Genomic DNA, 14,917 nt, shown 5'->3' with positions numbered 1-14,917 from the left:
GGGAACACCATGACCATGACCTCTGCCGCCGCCTTGCGCCGCGAACCGCTGCCCCTGACCGCGGTCACCATCGACGACGAGTTCTGGGCGCCGCGCCGCGAGCTGATCCGTACCCGTACGCTGCGGCACCAGGAGGGCCAGCTGCGCCGGCCCGGCCGGCAGTTCGACGCGCTGAGCCTGTCCTGGCGGCCGGGGGACCCGGACGAGCCGCACATCTTCTGGGAGAGCGACGTCGCCAAGTGGATCGAGGCGGCCAGCTACTGCCTGGCCACCACCGACGACCCCAAGCTCGACCGGGCCGTCGACGAGGCGATCGAGCTGCTGGCCGGCGCGCAGCAGGCTGACGGCTACCTCAACGTGTACTTCACCGTCGTCAAGCCGGGCGAGCGGTTCACCGACCTCCGCGACGCCCACGAGCTGTACTGCGCCGGCCATCTCATCGAAGCCGGCGTCGCCCACTTCGAGGCGACCGGCAAGACCCGGCTGCTCGACATCGTGCGCCGCTACGCCGACCTGATCGACACCGTCTTCAGCCCCGGCGGCCCCCGCGCCGGCGGCTACTGCGGGCACCAGGAGATCGAGCTCGCGCTGGTCAAGCTCTACCGCGCGACCGGCGAGCGCCGCTACCTCGACCTCGGCCGGCGCTTCATCGACTGGCGCGGGGAGCAGCCCTTCTTCTTCGAGACCGAGCTGGAGCGCCGCGGCACCCCCGGCTACTTCGGCACCAGGCTCCCCCGGCGGCCCTCGGACCTGCGGCGGTTCCGCGAGTACAACCAGAGCCACCTGCCCGCGGCCGACCAGGCCGAGGCCGTCGGCCACTCGGTCCGCGCCATGTACATGTACAGCGCGATGACCGACCTGGCCGGCGAGTACGGCGACGACCGGCTGCTCCAGGCCGTGCGGCGGCTGTGGGCCGACGTCACGGACAAGAAGCTGTACGTCACCGGCGGGATGGGCTCCGATCCCGGTATCGAAGGCTTCGGGCCCGCGTACGACCTGCCCGACGCCCACGGCTACGCCGAGACCTGCGCCGCGATCGGCCTCGTCCAGTGGGCGCGGCGGATGAGCAACCTCACCGGCCACGGCCACTACGTCGACGCCCTCGAACGCGCCCTGTACAACGGCGTCCTCAGCGGCGCCTCCGCCGACGGCACCCGCTACTTCTACGGAAACCCCCTCGCCAGCCACGGCACCGTCACCCGGCAGGACTGGTTCGACTGCGCCTGCTGCCCGCCCAACCTCGCCCGGCTGCTCAGCGAGCTCGGCCGCTACGTCTACGCCCAGGGACCCGGCGAAGCCGTCGTCAACCTGTACGTGGCCGGCACCGCCCGCTTCGTCTTCGCCGGCGGCGAGGTCACCCTCCGCCAGGACACCGCATACCCCCAGGAAGGCCGCCTGGCCGTCACCGTCACCCACGCCGACGACGAGGCGGAGTTCGCGCTGGCCGTGCGCATTCCCGGCTGGAGCCGGCAGCCCACCGTCACCGTCAACGGCGAACCCGTTCACCGGCCCGATCTCCGCGACGGCTACTGCACCCTGTCGCGCCGCTGGCGGGCCGGCGACGTGGTCGAGATCGATCTCGGCATGGAGGTGCGCCGGACCTGGGCGCATCCCGCCGTCGCCGCCGCGGCCGGCAAGGTCGCCCTCGAACGCGGTCCGATCGTGTTCTGCCTGGAGGGCGTCGACCATGACTGCGCCGTGCACAGCCTCACCCTCGCCCGCGACGCCCCCATCCACGCGGTCCCGGACGAGCGGACCGGCGTCGTCACCCTGAACGCCGAGGCCACCGCGGATGACGGCACCGACGGCTCGCTGTACGGCGACCGTCCTCCCGCCCGGCGGAACGTCACGCTGACGGCGGTGCCGTACTTCTTCTGGGCCAACCGCGGCCTCTCCGACATGACCGTCTGGATCCGCGACGGCCGGGAGTGAAGGAGACGAGTTACCGAAGGCCGGGCTGCGCGCTCGCGAAGGCGGTGACCTCGGCCGCGAACCGCTCCGGCTCCTCCAGGTGGCCCAGGTGCCCGCTGCGTTCCAGGATCAGCAGGCGTGAGGCCGGAATCAGCCGGTGCAGCTCTTCGGCCCAGCGAACCCCGCAGATGACGTCATGGCGCCCGACCACGATCAGGGTCGGTGCGCTCAGCGCTGCGAGTGCCGCGCGGTCGTCGATGAGGTCGGGGGAGCCGTGCTCGTCCAGCCCCGAGATGTGGTTCGCCCGCAGTGCCGCTTGCAGCCGCGCCCAGCGCGGAGCGTCGGCCCAGTAGTCGGCGACATAAGCCGGCAGGATGCCCCTGACGGTGCGCTCCATGCTCTCGTCGTCGGCGATCGCCGGTATCCCCGCGAACGCCTGGAGGACCGCCGGAAGGTCCGGCTGATCGGCGTGGCGGGCGGCGAACTCTCCCACCAGCCGCTGCGCCTCGGCCATGTGCTCGGGCCCGGTGAGCGGGGCGCTTTCGTACAGGATGAGGCCGGCGACCTGGTCGGGGTGGTGCAGCGCGTGGTACTGGGCGACGAAACCGCCGTGCGAGTGGCCCAGCACATGGACCGGACCCACGGCGAGGCGATCGATGAGCGCGGCCAGGTGCCGGCTGTAGAGCCGCCGGGTGTAGCCGTGCGGATGGGTCGCGAGCCGGTCGGAGCCGCCGGTCCCGGCCGGCTCCAGGTAGACCATGGTCAGGTGCTTCTCCAGCTCGGGCGCGCGCAGATATTCCCAGTCGATTCCGGGGCCGCCCGGGTGCGCCACGCAGACCGGCCCGGAGCCGTGGACGTGGTAGCGCACGACGACGCCCTCCGCCTCGAAGGTGTGTACGCCCGCGGCCGGCTGCCCGGTAGCAGATGAGACCATCAGAACTCCCGATCTTGAAGGTGTGTGGATGACACCGACAAGATGCGGAGGCGGAGCCGAAGTTCGATCCCGGAGGTATGACCTGCGTCACACCGAGGGCCAGACCTCCCGAAGCTCCGGCGGCAGCACGGCGGTCCTCAACGGGACCGGGTGGAACAGGCGCAGCCGCGCCACCCTGCCGTCGCTGAGACTCATGATCCACGCGACCGACGGCGGGCAGTGGCCGGGGTCGTCCGCCGGATTGAGGATGTCCATCTCCCAGACGGTCAGCGACCGCCCCGCGGCCACGTTGACCGGCCGCTGCCGCACCCCGGCGGAGAGATCGCCGTCCATGCCCCGTTCGAGCAGTGCGGCGTCACCCATCCACGTGTCGCCGCTCATCAAGGCGACCTCGGGGGACCAGCTCTCCTTGAGAAGCCTGCCGAACTCTCCGGCCTCGGCGGCCGACAACGTGTCGCGGGCCTCGTCCCAGCTCGCCGCGGTCCGGAGCCGGGCGTCACTGTGCGCTCCGGCCGCCGTCGCGTCCAGGGCCGCGGCGAGTTTGGCCCGCGCCTGGTTCAGCCGGCTGCGTACGGTCCCCACCGGCACGCCGCAAACCTGGGCGATGCGCTCGTACCCGGTCACTCCCTCGGTGAAATGGCGCAGCACCAGCGGCAACCGCAGCGTGGGCGAGAGCTCCTCGATGGCCTCCCACACCCAGTCCCGCAGCGCGTGCCGTTCCAGCAGCTCGCCGAGGTCGGCGCCGGCGTCCCGCGGTGCAAGCTCGGCGACCGGCTCGACCTGGCTCGACGCGCGCAGGAGAGCGCGGCACCCGTTGCGTACGATCATCCGCAGCCACGGGCCGACCGCCCGCGGGTCCCGCACGTCGCCGATGCGGCGCAGGGCGACGAGCGCCGCCTCCTGCATGACGTCGTCCACGTCAGGACCGGGACCCAGGATGCTCAGCGCCACGGCCCGCATGCCCGCCCGATGCCGTTCCAGCAGCAGCCCCAGGGCGGCGACGTCACCGTCCTGGGCGGCCCGCGTCAGCGCCACATCGTCGGCAGCGCCTTCTTCCGGCCGTCCCGCCATGCCCAGCGTCATCACGCTTCCGTCCCCGTTGGCGGCCCTCCCCGGAACGTCGGCCACCCGTGGGCCGCCCCAGGTGACGCACCAACCACCATAGAACCGGCAAAGCCATCTCCCGTACGTCAGATGACGTATCAAGGCGCGACGGCATCGAACTCGATGTGAGCAGGCCGTTGCCGATGAGGCCGCCGGTGACCTCGGCGAGCCAGGGGCGGAGGGCATCCACCCGCCCGGGCGACTGAGGCGGCCCGAACGGGCGCATCGCCACTTCCCGCAGCCGGTCGAGGTTGATGGAGGGCAGAAGCAGGCGGCCTCGGGCTCATGAGCTCCGCGCCGGTCCGGTCCTCGAATGCGCGGCAGAAACCTGACTGGAGGTCCTCATGGTCCGACGAATCTCCCTCCTGCTCGTCCTGGCCGCCTCGGCGCCGGCGCTGTTCGCCGGCACGGTCGCCGGGCCCGCCAACGCCGCGACGGCCATCGAGTACGGGCTGATGGCCGCTCTGGTGCCCTGAGGGAAGACAGAAGGGCGGATTCCCGGTATCCGCCCTTCTCCGGGCGACGGGGGGTGGCCCTCAGTCGGCGACGAGCCGGGTCTGGTCGGCCTGCTCGCGCTGGCGGCGCAGCTCGTAGGTGCCCGGCGCGATGCCGGTGAAGGCGTGTTCGGGGTGCGCGAGGTAGGCGGTCGCGTCCTCCGCGACGGTCAGCACGCCGAGCACCATCCCGCCGCCGAAGCGCTCCGGGGTGAAGAACGCCCTGCCGGTCGCGAGCAGCAGGTGGGTGTTGGCGCCGCCCTGGCCGCGCACGATCGGGACGCCGGTCTCGGGGACGGGGCTGCGGGCCGGCTCCCGGTCGGCCGGTACGACGGCGACATCGCCCTGGAACTGCAGGCCGGACAGGATGGGGATCTCGGCCTGCCGGTCGAGGTGCTCGTCGACGTCGACGCCGAAGGTGGCGATGGCCTGCTCGATGGTGGGCATCTTCTCTCGGGCTCCTTTGCCGGTGGGCGTGGGTCAGGATCGTCGTTGCGCCGTGGCGTACTGCGCCGGGGTGAGGCCGTAGGTCCAGGCGGCGGCCTGGATGGGGTCGGTGCAGTTGGCGGGGACGGTGAGGCCGAAGCGGCGGCGGGTGCCGTCCCGTTCGACGGTGCCGTTGGTGCACAGCAGGACCCGTACGTGCGTGGTGTAGATGTCCTCGGGGACGTCGTGCAGGCTGAGGGTCTGACCGGGGTTGCCCGGGTCGGGTACGGTGGGTCCGATCTGGGCGAGGCCGGCCTCGTCGATGAAGCGGTCCCAGCCGCGGCGTTCGATGGCGCAGCGGCGGACCTCGGCGTTGGGCTCGCGGAGGATCTCGTCGGTGGTCAGGGTGTCGTCGATGACGGCCCTGGTGACCTGGGTGCCGTGCCAGAAGTAGACCCCGAACCCGTCGGCCCAGCCGGCCGCGGGGCCGTCGGCGCGGTGCGGCCGGTGCGCGGCCCCGGCGCCCTCGCCGACCTGCTCGAGGTGCAGCTCGGCCGGGCGCGGGCAGAGCATGACGAAGTCGAGGAAGGGCCACCACCACCAGCCGGCGGGAGCGGATCGCACCGCGTCCTGCTCCGCGACGCTCCACCACGGCCGGTCCCCTTCGGGCGGTGGGACCGCGTCCTGCCTGAAGCTGTCCGGCGCGACCGTGTCCTGCCTGGAGTCGTCCGGCGCGAACGCGTCCTGGCTGAAGCGGTCGACCAGGGTGAGCCAGGGGGCGGGTCGCTGGAATGCCAGGTGGGCCCGCCACAGCCGGCGTACCTCGCCGCGGATCGTGTCCTGGCGCGGGCCGCCCACCGCCGCGTCCACCGCCGCCCGCACCGCCGCGTCCGACGCGCTCGCGACCAGGTTCAACACACCGGCGGGCACGGTCCGGCTCTCCGCGCGGGCGGGCAGGTCCCGCGCCGCCGAGGCCAGCGCGGAGCCCATCGCCGCGGCGATCTCGGCGTGCAGGGCGGTGGCCGCCGCGCCGTGCACCGGATCGCTCGCCGCCCCGTCGGCCGCGGCCCGGACCGCGGCGCGTACGGCGTGGCCGACGGGCTCGCCGGCGGTGTCGTCCACCGCGCGGTAGACGGACTCCAGGACGCGGCTGTTGCGGTGGCCGGTGCTCAGACAGGCGGCGATCGGCGCGGCGAACGCGCCGACGAGCGGCGAGGCCACCCACACGACCCGTTCCGGGAACGGGACCCCGATCTCCCGGTAGCAGGCACGGGCGGCGGACTCCCACGCCCGCCTCTCGGCGGCGTCGTCGTCGTCCCGGCCCGGCTCGGGATCCGGTGAATTCACGGTGGAGACCTCCAGCTGGGGCGGGCCCCCTGGCTCCGCCCGAGGGCGCCGCGAAGACACCGTGCCGCGCGGGGCTGTCCCGTCGGCGATCATGTACTCGGCGCAGCACGATACCTGCCCCCGCCGTCGCTCGGGGTCCGTTTACAGATGATGTGCGGCGCCTTGACACATCTGTCGATCTCCGTACATTCGTACGAATGCAAGTGACCGCCGTCGAAGACGCGTTACGGGCTCATCCCGATGACCTCGCCTCGTGGGGTGCCTACAGTGACTGGCTGCTGGAGCAGGGCGACGCCAGAGGCACGCTGATCCGCCTGGAGCAACGCCTGGCGCGCACCCGTCCCGCCGACCGCCCGGCCGTGGAGCGCGAGATCGCCGGTCTCCTCGCAGAGCACGAGGACGGCTGGGACGACGGGTTGCCCGCGACGGCGCAGGTGCTGGCACGCCGGTACGGCTTCGCCACGGAGGTGGCCGTCCCGTGGTCGGACGACGTCCGCGAGGTCGTGGAGCAGGTGCTGCGCGGCCGGTTCGTGACCACGCTGAGGATCACGGGGGGCGCGGCGACCGACGAGGACGACGACTGGGACGACGACGAGGACTGGGACGACGAAGAGGACGACGAGGAAGAGGACGAGGACGACGAGGACGGCTGGGAGGGTGGCTCGGGAGGCGCGGTTCGCCCCGGGCGCCTGGCCATGCGGGCACTCGACGGGCTGGATCTCGGGCGACTCACCGGGCTCGACCTCTCCTATCTGGACCTCGGCCCCGACGGCGCCGAACTCCTCGCCGCCTCGCTCCGCACGGACCGGCTGCGGACGCTGGAGCTGCGGTACTGCCGGATCGGCGACGCCGGCCTGGCGGTCCTCGCGGCGTCCCCGTACCTGGGCGGGCTGCGCCGCCTGCACCTGCAGCGCAACAGGGTGAGCGCCGAGGGCGTGCGCTCCCTGCATCGGTTCCCGGAGCTGACCGAGCTGGACCTGCGGTACAACCACCTCGGCGAGGCGGGCGCGGAGGCCCTGATCGCGGCCCCGTTCGCCGGGTCCCTCGCCCGGCTGTGGCTCTACGGCTCCGATGTGGGCCGGGACGGCGTGCGGAAACTGGCGCACGCCGAAAACCTTCCGTCCGCGCTGCGCAGCCTGTGGAGGTGCGTGTGAGCATCGAACTTCGGGATCGGTTCTTCGTCCTGTCGGCAGGGGACGCCTCCGCCGAGGAGGCCGCCCGGTATCGGGCGGAGGTGGACGCGACCGACGCCGAGCCGGCCGCGACGGTGGACGGACTGGGCATCTCCTGGCATCCGTCGGCGCGGTTCAAGGCGGTGCGGTTCATCGACGCCGAGCGGATCGACGAGCGGGTGCGCGATCTGTTCGCCCGGCCGAGCGCGGACGCGCCGTACCTGGCGGCGGTGTTCGTGGATCCGCACGAGTTGTCCTTCCGCACGTTCGAGAACATCGTCCCGCTGGACCGCCTGTTCGAGGACGTGCCGTTGGAAGCCGAGCTCGCCGGGCGGGCGGAGCACGCGGAGGGGGTGTTCTCCTTCTCGCTGCGGTTGCCGGCCGAGGCCCGGGCCCGCCTGGAGCGGCTGGACGAGCTGAAGCTGTACGTCCCGCCGCTGAACGCCGGGTCCCGGGGCGGTGAACGGTTCATCTTCCACTCGGCGCTGCTGGCCGAGGCGTTGACCGCGGCCGTGGCCGACGCGTTGCCGCCGGCGACGGCGGAGGGGTTCTCGCACGTGAACCCGGTGTTCAGGTGCAACCGGTTCGAGCCCGGCGACGCGAACTTCCACCGGCATCGGGACACGCCGTACTTCGACGCGGCGCGGCGGCACATCTCCCGGTACACGGTGCTGCTGTACCTGACCGGCGGCACGGGGTCGCCGGCCCTGGACCTGGTCGGAGGCGCCGCGCTCAGCGAGATCGGCGACTTCACCTGCGTGATCTTCGATCAGCGGTACGAGCACGAGGGCGCCCCCTACCACGACGGCCGCAAGGTGTTCCTGCGCACCGAGCTCATCTACGCCGCCGACGAGGTCACCGAGGCGCCGGAGATCGGCGAGCTGTTCAGCAAGGCGTGCTACCTCACCGGCGAGAGCGTGTTCGCGCCGGAGCTGGCCCGGCACGCCGACGCGTACTACAACCAGGTGGCGGCCGCCCACTGGAACGGCCTGGGGGAGGGCCCGGCCCGCGAGACCTTCGTGCACAAGGAGTTCCGCGGGGTGCACTTCGTGGCCAACGGCTACGACTTCTGGTTCCCCAAGTCCGAGGAGCTGTCGCTGGCGGAGTGCGCCGCGCTCACCCTTCTCGACTACTTCAACTGCAAGGTCGGCGACACCGCGTTCCGGGCGCTGTGCGAGACCGAGGTGATCGAGTCCGACGACGCCGGCTGGATCCCGGAGTTCCTGGCGGACAGGCGCGGCGGGTCCGTCATGACGCGGGTGGACAAGTCCGCGTTCTTCCCCGAGCCGGAGCGGCCCGACAACCGGATCTGCTGCCCGTTCCACTACTCCGGACGCTACGACCCCACACGACACGGCGAGATCATCGATCTCTACGCCGACGCGCAGTCCTTCGCCAAGGCGCACATCCTGCCCGCGCCGATCCTCATGCTCGGCGAGGACGTCGCCCTCGACCCGGACCGGTTCGTCATCCAGGACAACCTCATCCACGTGCTCGGCAAGGGCGCGCTCCAGCCGGTGAACTTCGCCGCCTGCTGGAACGACGAGTCCATCCCCGAGGACTACGTGGTCGTCGCGGCCAAGGTCGGCGTGGCGCAGTTCCTCGTCCCGCCCATCATCTACGCCGAGTCCGCCGGCTGCTACCACCTCAAGTTCGACTTCTTCCGCAACTCGTGGATGGCCGACCACCAGCGGGCCACCATACCCATCCCGAGGATCACCGAGGAGGACTGGGCCGACCCCGAGGAGAGCCGCGCCTGGCGGCGCTACGTGGACGACTCGCTCATCGACGACGAGCACCCGCTGCCGCCCAGCGACCTGTGGGACGACGAGGAGGACGACTGGGACGACGAGGACGACTGACGCGGTCGGGGGGAATCAGCGGCGGGCGTCGTACACGCGGTTGGCGGGGCCCTCCGCGGCCAGTTTCCAGGTGCGCAGGCCCGCCTCGTACGCGATGCGCCGCAGGGCGTCCTCGCCGGCGTGGTTGCCCAGCGCGTACGGCCCCTTCTGGGCCAGCGCCCCGGGCAGGCACAACGTCGCGGACGTCGCGGTGAACGACCGGCCGAGCGGATTGATGTTGTCCTGGGGCGCCGCGGCGGCGTTCGGCTCGACGACCAGGCAGGCGCCGTCGGCGGCCAGCGTCCGCGCGGCCCGCCGGAACGCGGCGCCGGGGTCACCCAGGTCGTGCAGGCAGTCGAAGAAGGTGATCAGGCCGTAGTCGCCGCCGGGGAAGTCGCCCGCGCCCGCGACCTCGAAGGTCACCCGACCGGCCAGCCCCTGCTGCTCCGCCGCCCGCCGCGCCCTCTCGAGGGATGGGCCGTGGAAGTCGAAGCCGTGGAAGCGGGAGTTCGGGAACGCGCGCGCCATGAGCAGCGTGCTGTGGCCGAAGCCGCACCCGACGTCGGCGACGGACATGCCCCGCTCCAACCCCTCCACGACGCCGTCCATGGCCGGCAACCACTCCTGAACCAGGGACGCCGCGTAGCCGGGGAGGAAGAACGTGGCCACGCCCTCGTACAGGGTGGGCTCGTGCTCCTCCCAGCCCACACCGTCGCCCGTCCGGTAGGCGTCCACCAGCGTGTCCTCGGTGGGGTAGAGCGACTGGAGCATGGTGAACGCCCCGGCCGAGTACGCGGGAGAGGTCTGGTCCGCGAGCACGGCGGCGTGCTCGTCGGGGAGCACGTAGGTGTCGGCGCCGGGCTCGTAGCCCACGTACTGGCCGGCGACCTGGGAGGCCAGCCACTCCCGTACGTACCGCTCGTTGAGGCCGGTACGGGCGGCGAGCTCCTCGGAGGTCAGCGGCCCGGCCCCGGCCATCGCCCCGTAGAGGCCGAGCCGGGTGCCGATCGACGTGCACAGGCCCGCGAGGGCGGCACCGCTGTCGATCATCACGCGTTCCAGGAACTCCTTCACCCGATCCTGGTCGAGCGCCTTCTCCATAGTTCGCAAATCTATATAAACGATGACAATTAGCGTTATATAAACAGTGACGGCACGCCCAAGCGCGCGCCCGCAGAGTGCCAAAAGCTCCTCCGTGGAGTGAGATGCGTGTGCCGTGAAGCTTTTCGGTCTGGGGCGGTAAGTACAGGTGACCGCATACGCCAGAAAGGCCGACATGCATGACAATTCACCGCGAAGGCGTCGAGCTCGATGACGCGACCCTCATCGAGAGGTCCCTGAACGAGCCGGAGACCTTCGCCGTCCTCTTCGACCGGCACGCGCCGCTCCTGCACCGCTACGTGACCAGACGCCTGGGACCCAACGAGGCGGAGGACGTCGTGGCCGACACCTTCCTGGCCGCCTTCCAGCGCCGGGGCGATTATGACCGGGGCCGCCCCGACGCCCGCCCATGGCTGTACGGCATCGCCACCAACGTGATCGGCAAGCGGCGGCGCACCGAGACGAACCTCTACCGCGCGTACATCCGCAGCGGCGTGCACCCGGCCGAGATCGTGGGCCGCCAGGTCGAGGACGGCATCAACACCCTGGCCGTCAACCGGCCGCTGGCACGGGCACTGCTGGAGCTCAGCCGGGCCGACCGCGACGTGCTGCTGCTCGTCGCCTGGGCCGAACTGAGCTACCAGGAGGTCGCCGACGCGCTCGCCATCCCGCCGGGCACCGTCGCGTCACGCCTCAACCGGGCCCGCCTGCGGATCCGTCGCGCCCTCGACCAAGAAGACCAAGGAGAATGACATTGGACGCACTGAAGGCCATGTGGGAGACCGTCCCACCGGCCACCCCGGACGATCTCGCGGGAGCACGACGACGGTTGATCGACGGGATGCGCACCCGGCGGCGCGTCGTCACCGTGCCCCGGGTGCTGGTCGCGGTCGCAGCCACGGCGGCGGTCGCCCTCACGCCGCAGGTGATCGGCACCGGGACCGCGGCGTACGCGGTGACCGAGGACCCGGACGGCACGCTCACGGTGACCCTCAAGGAGTTGCGCGACCCCGACGGGCTGGAGGCCGAGCTGGCGGAGGCCGGCGTCAAGGCCGACGTGACGTTCCTGGCTCCCGGCATGCGATGCGAGGTCCCCAGATTCGCCGGCGCGGACGAGTCCTATGGCGGGCCGCCCGTCGACAGCGCGGACGAGCTGCGTGAGCGCGCGGGCAGGCTACGCTCGTTCAAGGCCGTGCGGGGGAGCTCGGGCAAATTCCAGATCTTCCCTGAGTACATCAAGCCGGGCGAGACGCTCGTGCTGGAGTTCAGCGACGAGCGCAGCGCGCAGATGCTCTGGCGAATGGGTTCCTGGCTGGCCCAGGCGGGCTCACCCGTGAAGCCGTGCACACCCGTTCCCCACACCGGCTGAGGTCCTTGTTCGAAGAGGCGGGAACCGGGCGCCGGCTCCCGCCTTCTTCTCCCTCAGCGTCCCGCACCCGCCCGTGCGGCACGTGGGGTGTGGCCTTGGTCATGGCCGCGGCGCGCGACGGTCCCGCCGGGCTTCCAGCTCCTCCGCGCTGACCGGCACCAGCATCGGCTGCCCCGGCGCGCAGAACATCGTCACCACGAACGCCGACTCCTCGTCGGCGAGGTGGTTGCCGTCCTGGTAGTGGATCACGTCCCCGCCGGGCTCCCAGAACGCCTCGCCGGCCCGGACGACCCGTACGGGCTCGCCTTCGAGCTCGAAGTTGACGGCGCCCTTGACCACGTACCCGTACGCGGGCCCGGAGTGCCGGTGCGGCGGCGCGCCCGGGCTGTTCGGCGGCAACGTGACCAGGATCGTCATCGCCTCGGCCCCCTCCGGCGCGGGCGGCGCTCCCGGCACGGTGGCGACCATGTCGATCTTCGGCGGCGGCCCGCTCTTGTCGGGATTGTCGAGGTGGTGGGCGTGCGCGTGGTCGGTGCTCATCAGGCTCCCTTTCACGGGACGGTGGCCGGCTCGGTCCGGCCGTGCACCAGCTCAGACCGGACAGCGCCTTGATATGTGACAAACACTCCGACCCGTCAGAGGGCCAGCGCGGCCATGAAGGCCATGCTGGCCGCCATCCCGGCCGAGCACACGTCCTGGCTGAGCATCGTGCGATCCGCGCTCCGCCCGGGCAGGACGCGGATGAGCCGGGCGCAGGTCCAGGCCAGCCCGATGGCCAGGGCCACCGTGGCCATCGAACCGCCTCCGTGCGGGTGCCCGTACGCAGCGCCGGCGAGCGGGGGCGAGCCGAACGCCGTCAGCACCAGGAGGATGGACATGACCACGAAGTCCTGGATGTGATGACCGGTCTCGGCGCGGCGGCAGGGGGAGCCGCAGAGCCAGCCGGCGGTCAGCAGCGCGAGCACCGCCACGGACAGGAACCAGCCGCCCAGGTGCCCCACCGCCATGCCGAGCGCCATGACGACGTGCGGCCACCTCCTGGCGGGCCGTGCGGCGGGTAGCAGGGCCGGGGCCAGGGCCAGGGCGCAGCCGGCCGATATCGCCACCGCGTGGAGGAAGGCCTGCATCAGGCGGTCTCGACTTTCACCGGGCAGGTAACTCCTCGTTTTCCGAACTGGCCGAGATCGTAGTCGTCGGCGGGTTGCCGGGCGAGGCCGGCACCAGGCCGGCCACACTCTCTGACAGGACAGCTCGGCAAGTTGTGACACTGCCCGATATTCCGGACAACCCACCTGACGAATTTCAGCCTTTTTGAGGCTTTAGCTGGAATGTGGGTTCTGTACTGAGGGTTGGTCCAATAATTGCTCATTTGGCCATTAAAATGAGTCGATGTCTGATCCCCGACGCCCGCTGGACCGGCTGCGCAGGGCCTTCAACCGTCACGATCCGGACAGCCTCGCGGACACCTTCAGCCGCGGTGCGGTCCTCGTCGCTCCGGACGGGGTGGGCCAGGACCGGGACGAGATCGCCTCCTATTACGGCGCGTTCATCGAGGCGTTCCCGGACTCGAGATGCACGATTCAGTCGCTCACGATCCTGGGCGACACCCTGGTGGCGGAGTACACCCTGAGCGGCACGTACAAGGGCGCCTACCTGATGCCCGGAGGGGGCGTGGCCGAGCCGACCGGCCGCCCCATCCTCGTGCGCGCGTGCAGCGTCTCGACCGTGGAGGACGATCTCATCGTCAGCCACCGCATCTACTACGACCAACTGGAGCTGGGCGCCCAGATCGGTGGCACGCTCTGCTTCGAGGAGGACGAGAGGCCGGTCTGAGAACCTTTGGCTGGGGGAGTCCACCACCTCCGGCCGCAGCGGGTGCGCCGTGCCGCCGAGCACGACGGCCGGTCCCCGATCTGACCGGGATCGGGTCCCGGTGGATGATGTTCGGGTGACAATTCAGGCAAAAGGCGGCCGGCGCATGCCCGCCGGACTCATCGCGCTGACCCTCGGCAGTTTCGGGATCGGCCTGACCGAGTTCGTGATCGCGGGCCTGCTTCCGCAGGTGAGCCTGAGCCTGGCCGTGTCCGAAGCCGCGGCGGGATGGTTGATCTCCGGATACGCGCTGAGCGTCGCGGTCGGCGCGATCGTGGTGACCGCCGCCACCGGCGGACTGTCCCGCAAGTCGGTGCTCATCGGGTTGGTGGCTCTGTTCGTTGCCGGCAACCTCCTCTCCGCCGTCGCATCCGGCTATCCGCTGATGCTGGTCGGACGCGTCGTCGCCGCCCTGTGCCACGGCTCGTTCTTCGGCATCGGCTCGCTCGTCGCCCGGCGCATGGTCGCGCCGGAGCGGGCGTCGAGGGCGGTGGCGGTGATGTTCGCCGGGCTGACGCTCGCGAACGTCCTGGGTGTGCCGTTCGGCGCCCTGGTCGGCGAACGCTGGGGCTGGCGCGCCACGTTCTGGGCGATCACCGTGATCGGCGTGATCGCCCTGATCGCCATCGCGGCGCTGGTGCCGGGCTGGGCCGGCGCGGTGGACCGCACGCATCCCGCGACCGCTTCCGGCCCGGACGGGCTGCGCGTCCAGCTCCGCGCGTTCCGCTCCTGGCAGGTGTGGCTGACGCTGGCGGCCACCGCACTCGGTTACGGCGGGATGTTCGGCGCTTTCAGCTACATCGCCTACACCTTCACCCGGATCACCGGCTTCACCAGCGCCGACGTCGCCTGGCTGCTCGTCGTGTACGGCAGCGGCCTGGTGATCGGGAACCTGGCCGGCGGCCGGGCCGCCGACGTCGACCGCGACCGCACCCTGATCGTCTCCCTGGCCGGCCTCACCGTCACGCTCACCGCGTTCGGCCTGCTGGCCGGCAGCCCCGTCGCATCGGTGATCCTGGTCTTCCTGCTGGGCTTCTTCGGGTTCGCCGGCGTCCCCGGCATGATCACCCGCGTCACCGACCACGCGAACGGCGTCCCGCTGGCCGCCAGCGCCAACGTGTCGGCCTCCAACGTCGGGAACGCGCTTGGCGCCTGGCTCGGCGGCCTGGCCATCACCGCCGGCTTCGGCTACACCGCCCCGCTGTACGTCGGCGCCGCCATCGTCCTGGCCGGACTCGTCGTGATGACGATCAGCGCGCGACGAGCACCGGCCCAGGCCCCGGACATCGGCGACACCACCCTGTCCCCGGACACCACCCGCACGACCTGACCCGGGCAGCCGGCCC

General features: G+C 71.5%; 15 protein-coding genes. 8 read left to right on the top strand and 7 right to left on the bottom strand.

Going from position 1 to position 14,917, the window contains the following annotated elements:
• The first annotated feature begins 9 nt into the window (after positions 1 to 9).
• On the top strand, positions 10 to 1,932 hold the full coding sequence (locus ACFKCF_RS20015; protein ID WP_394495553.1) for a glycoside hydrolase family 127 protein: 1,923 nt from the start codon (positions 10 to 12) through the stop codon (positions 1,930 to 1,932).
• A gap of 10 nt (positions 1,933 to 1,942) precedes the next feature.
• Here ACFKCF_RS20015 and ACFKCF_RS20010 read toward each other — a convergent pair whose 3' ends face one another.
• Both ACFKCF_RS20010 and ACFKCF_RS20005 read right to left on the bottom strand, forming a co-directional pair.
• Complete coding sequence (locus ACFKCF_RS20010; protein WP_394495552.1) at positions 1,943 to 2,845, bottom strand: alpha/beta fold hydrolase; 903 nt, start codon at positions 2,843 to 2,845, stop codon at positions 1,943 to 1,945.
• An 87-nt stretch (positions 2,846 to 2,932) separates the two neighbouring features.
• Positions 2,933 to 3,928 (bottom strand): RNA polymerase sigma factor, encoded by a 996-nt coding sequence (locus ACFKCF_RS20005; RefSeq protein WP_394495550.1) that lies wholly within the window; start codon positions 3,926 to 3,928, stop codon positions 2,933 to 2,935.
• Between the two features lie 365 nt (positions 3,929 to 4,293).
• On the opposite strand from ACFKCF_RS20005, the gene ACFKCF_RS20000 reads away from it, so the two are divergent.
• Positions 4,294 to 4,425 carry a hypothetical protein gene (locus tag ACFKCF_RS20000; RefSeq protein WP_394495549.1) on the top strand — a complete coding sequence of 44 codons (132 nt, stop codon included), beginning with the start codon at positions 4,294 to 4,296 and terminating at the stop codon, positions 4,423 to 4,425.
• 60 nt (positions 4,426 to 4,485) lie between these two features.
• Here ACFKCF_RS20000 and ACFKCF_RS19995 read toward each other — a convergent pair whose 3' ends face one another.
• The gene (locus tag ACFKCF_RS19995; RefSeq protein WP_394495547.1) at positions 4,486 to 4,890 is read right to left on the bottom strand and encodes a hypothetical protein; all 405 of its coding nucleotides are present in this window, start codon (positions 4,888 to 4,890) and stop codon (positions 4,486 to 4,488) included.
• 33 nt (positions 4,891 to 4,923) lie between these two features.
• A complete protein-coding gene (locus tag ACFKCF_RS19990; protein WP_394495546.1) occupies positions 4,924 to 6,216 on the bottom strand; it encodes a DUF6745 domain-containing protein in 1,293 nt (430 codons plus the stop codon).
• Between the two features lie 197 nt (positions 6,217 to 6,413).
• Between ACFKCF_RS19990 and ACFKCF_RS19985 the strand changes: the two genes are divergently transcribed.
• Together ACFKCF_RS19985 and ACFKCF_RS19980 are read left to right on the top strand one after the other, a co-directional pair.
• Complete coding sequence (locus ACFKCF_RS19985; RefSeq protein WP_394495544.1) at positions 6,414 to 7,370, top strand: TIGR02996 domain-containing protein; 957 nt, start codon at positions 6,414 to 6,416, stop codon at positions 7,368 to 7,370.
• Entirely contained in the window at positions 7,367 to 9,250 is a 1,884-nt protein-coding gene (locus ACFKCF_RS19980) for a hypothetical protein (protein ID WP_394495542.1), read from the top strand. Before ACFKCF_RS19985 ends, ACFKCF_RS19980 begins: the two co-directional genes overlap by 4 nt.
• A gap of 15 nt (positions 9,251 to 9,265) precedes the next feature.
• On the opposite strand, the gene ACFKCF_RS19975 is transcribed toward ACFKCF_RS19980, so the two are convergent.
• Entirely contained in the window at positions 9,266 to 10,330 is a 1,065-nt protein-coding gene (locus tag ACFKCF_RS19975; protein ID WP_394495540.1) for a class I SAM-dependent methyltransferase, read from the bottom strand.
• A 179-nt stretch (positions 10,331 to 10,509) separates the two neighbouring features.
• Here ACFKCF_RS19975 and ACFKCF_RS19970 point away from each other — a divergent pair, with 179 nt between their 5' ends.
• Both ACFKCF_RS19970 and ACFKCF_RS19965 read left to right on the top strand, forming a co-directional pair.
• Positions 10,510 to 11,082, top strand: coding sequence for an RNA polymerase sigma factor (locus ACFKCF_RS19970; RefSeq protein WP_394495538.1), 573 nt, complete (start codon positions 10,510 to 10,512; stop codon positions 11,080 to 11,082).
• A 2-nt stretch (positions 11,083 to 11,084) separates the two neighbouring features.
• Positions 11,085 to 11,699 carry a hypothetical protein gene (locus tag ACFKCF_RS19965; RefSeq protein ID WP_394495536.1) on the top strand — a complete coding sequence of 205 codons (615 nt, stop codon included), beginning with the start codon at positions 11,085 to 11,087 and terminating at the stop codon, positions 11,697 to 11,699.
• 99 nt (positions 11,700 to 11,798) lie between these two features.
• Here the strand turns inward: ACFKCF_RS19965 and ACFKCF_RS19960 are convergent, their stop codons facing one another.
• The gene (locus tag ACFKCF_RS19960; protein WP_394495534.1) at positions 11,799 to 12,239 is read right to left on the bottom strand and encodes a cupin domain-containing protein; all 441 of its coding nucleotides are present in this window, start codon (positions 12,237 to 12,239) and stop codon (positions 11,799 to 11,801) included.
• A gap of 95 nt (positions 12,240 to 12,334) precedes the next feature.
• Entirely contained in the window at positions 12,335 to 12,826 is a 492-nt protein-coding gene (locus ACFKCF_RS19955; protein WP_394495532.1) for a hypothetical protein, read from the bottom strand.
• 262 nt (positions 12,827 to 13,088) lie between these two features.
• Here ACFKCF_RS19955 and ACFKCF_RS19950 point away from each other — a divergent pair, with 262 nt between their 5' ends.
• Together ACFKCF_RS19950 and ACFKCF_RS19945 are read left to right on the top strand one after the other, a co-directional pair.
• Entirely contained in the window at positions 13,089 to 13,532 is a 444-nt protein-coding gene (locus ACFKCF_RS19950) for an ester cyclase (protein ID WP_394495531.1), read from the top strand.
• 145 nt (positions 13,533 to 13,677) lie between these two features.
• Positions 13,678 to 14,901 carry an MFS transporter gene (locus tag ACFKCF_RS19945; protein ID WP_394495530.1) on the top strand — a complete coding sequence of 408 codons (1,224 nt, stop codon included), beginning with the start codon at positions 13,678 to 13,680 and terminating at the stop codon, positions 14,899 to 14,901.
• Positions 14,902 to 14,917: the final 16 nt, after the last annotated feature.

Source organism: Nonomuraea sp. JJY05 (assembly GCF_043496855.1).
Classification (GTDB): Bacteria; Actinomycetota; Actinomycetes; order Streptosporangiales; family Streptosporangiaceae; genus Nonomuraea.
Note: the sequence above shows the minus strand (reverse complement) of the source record. Positions and strands in the feature narration are given on the sequence as shown.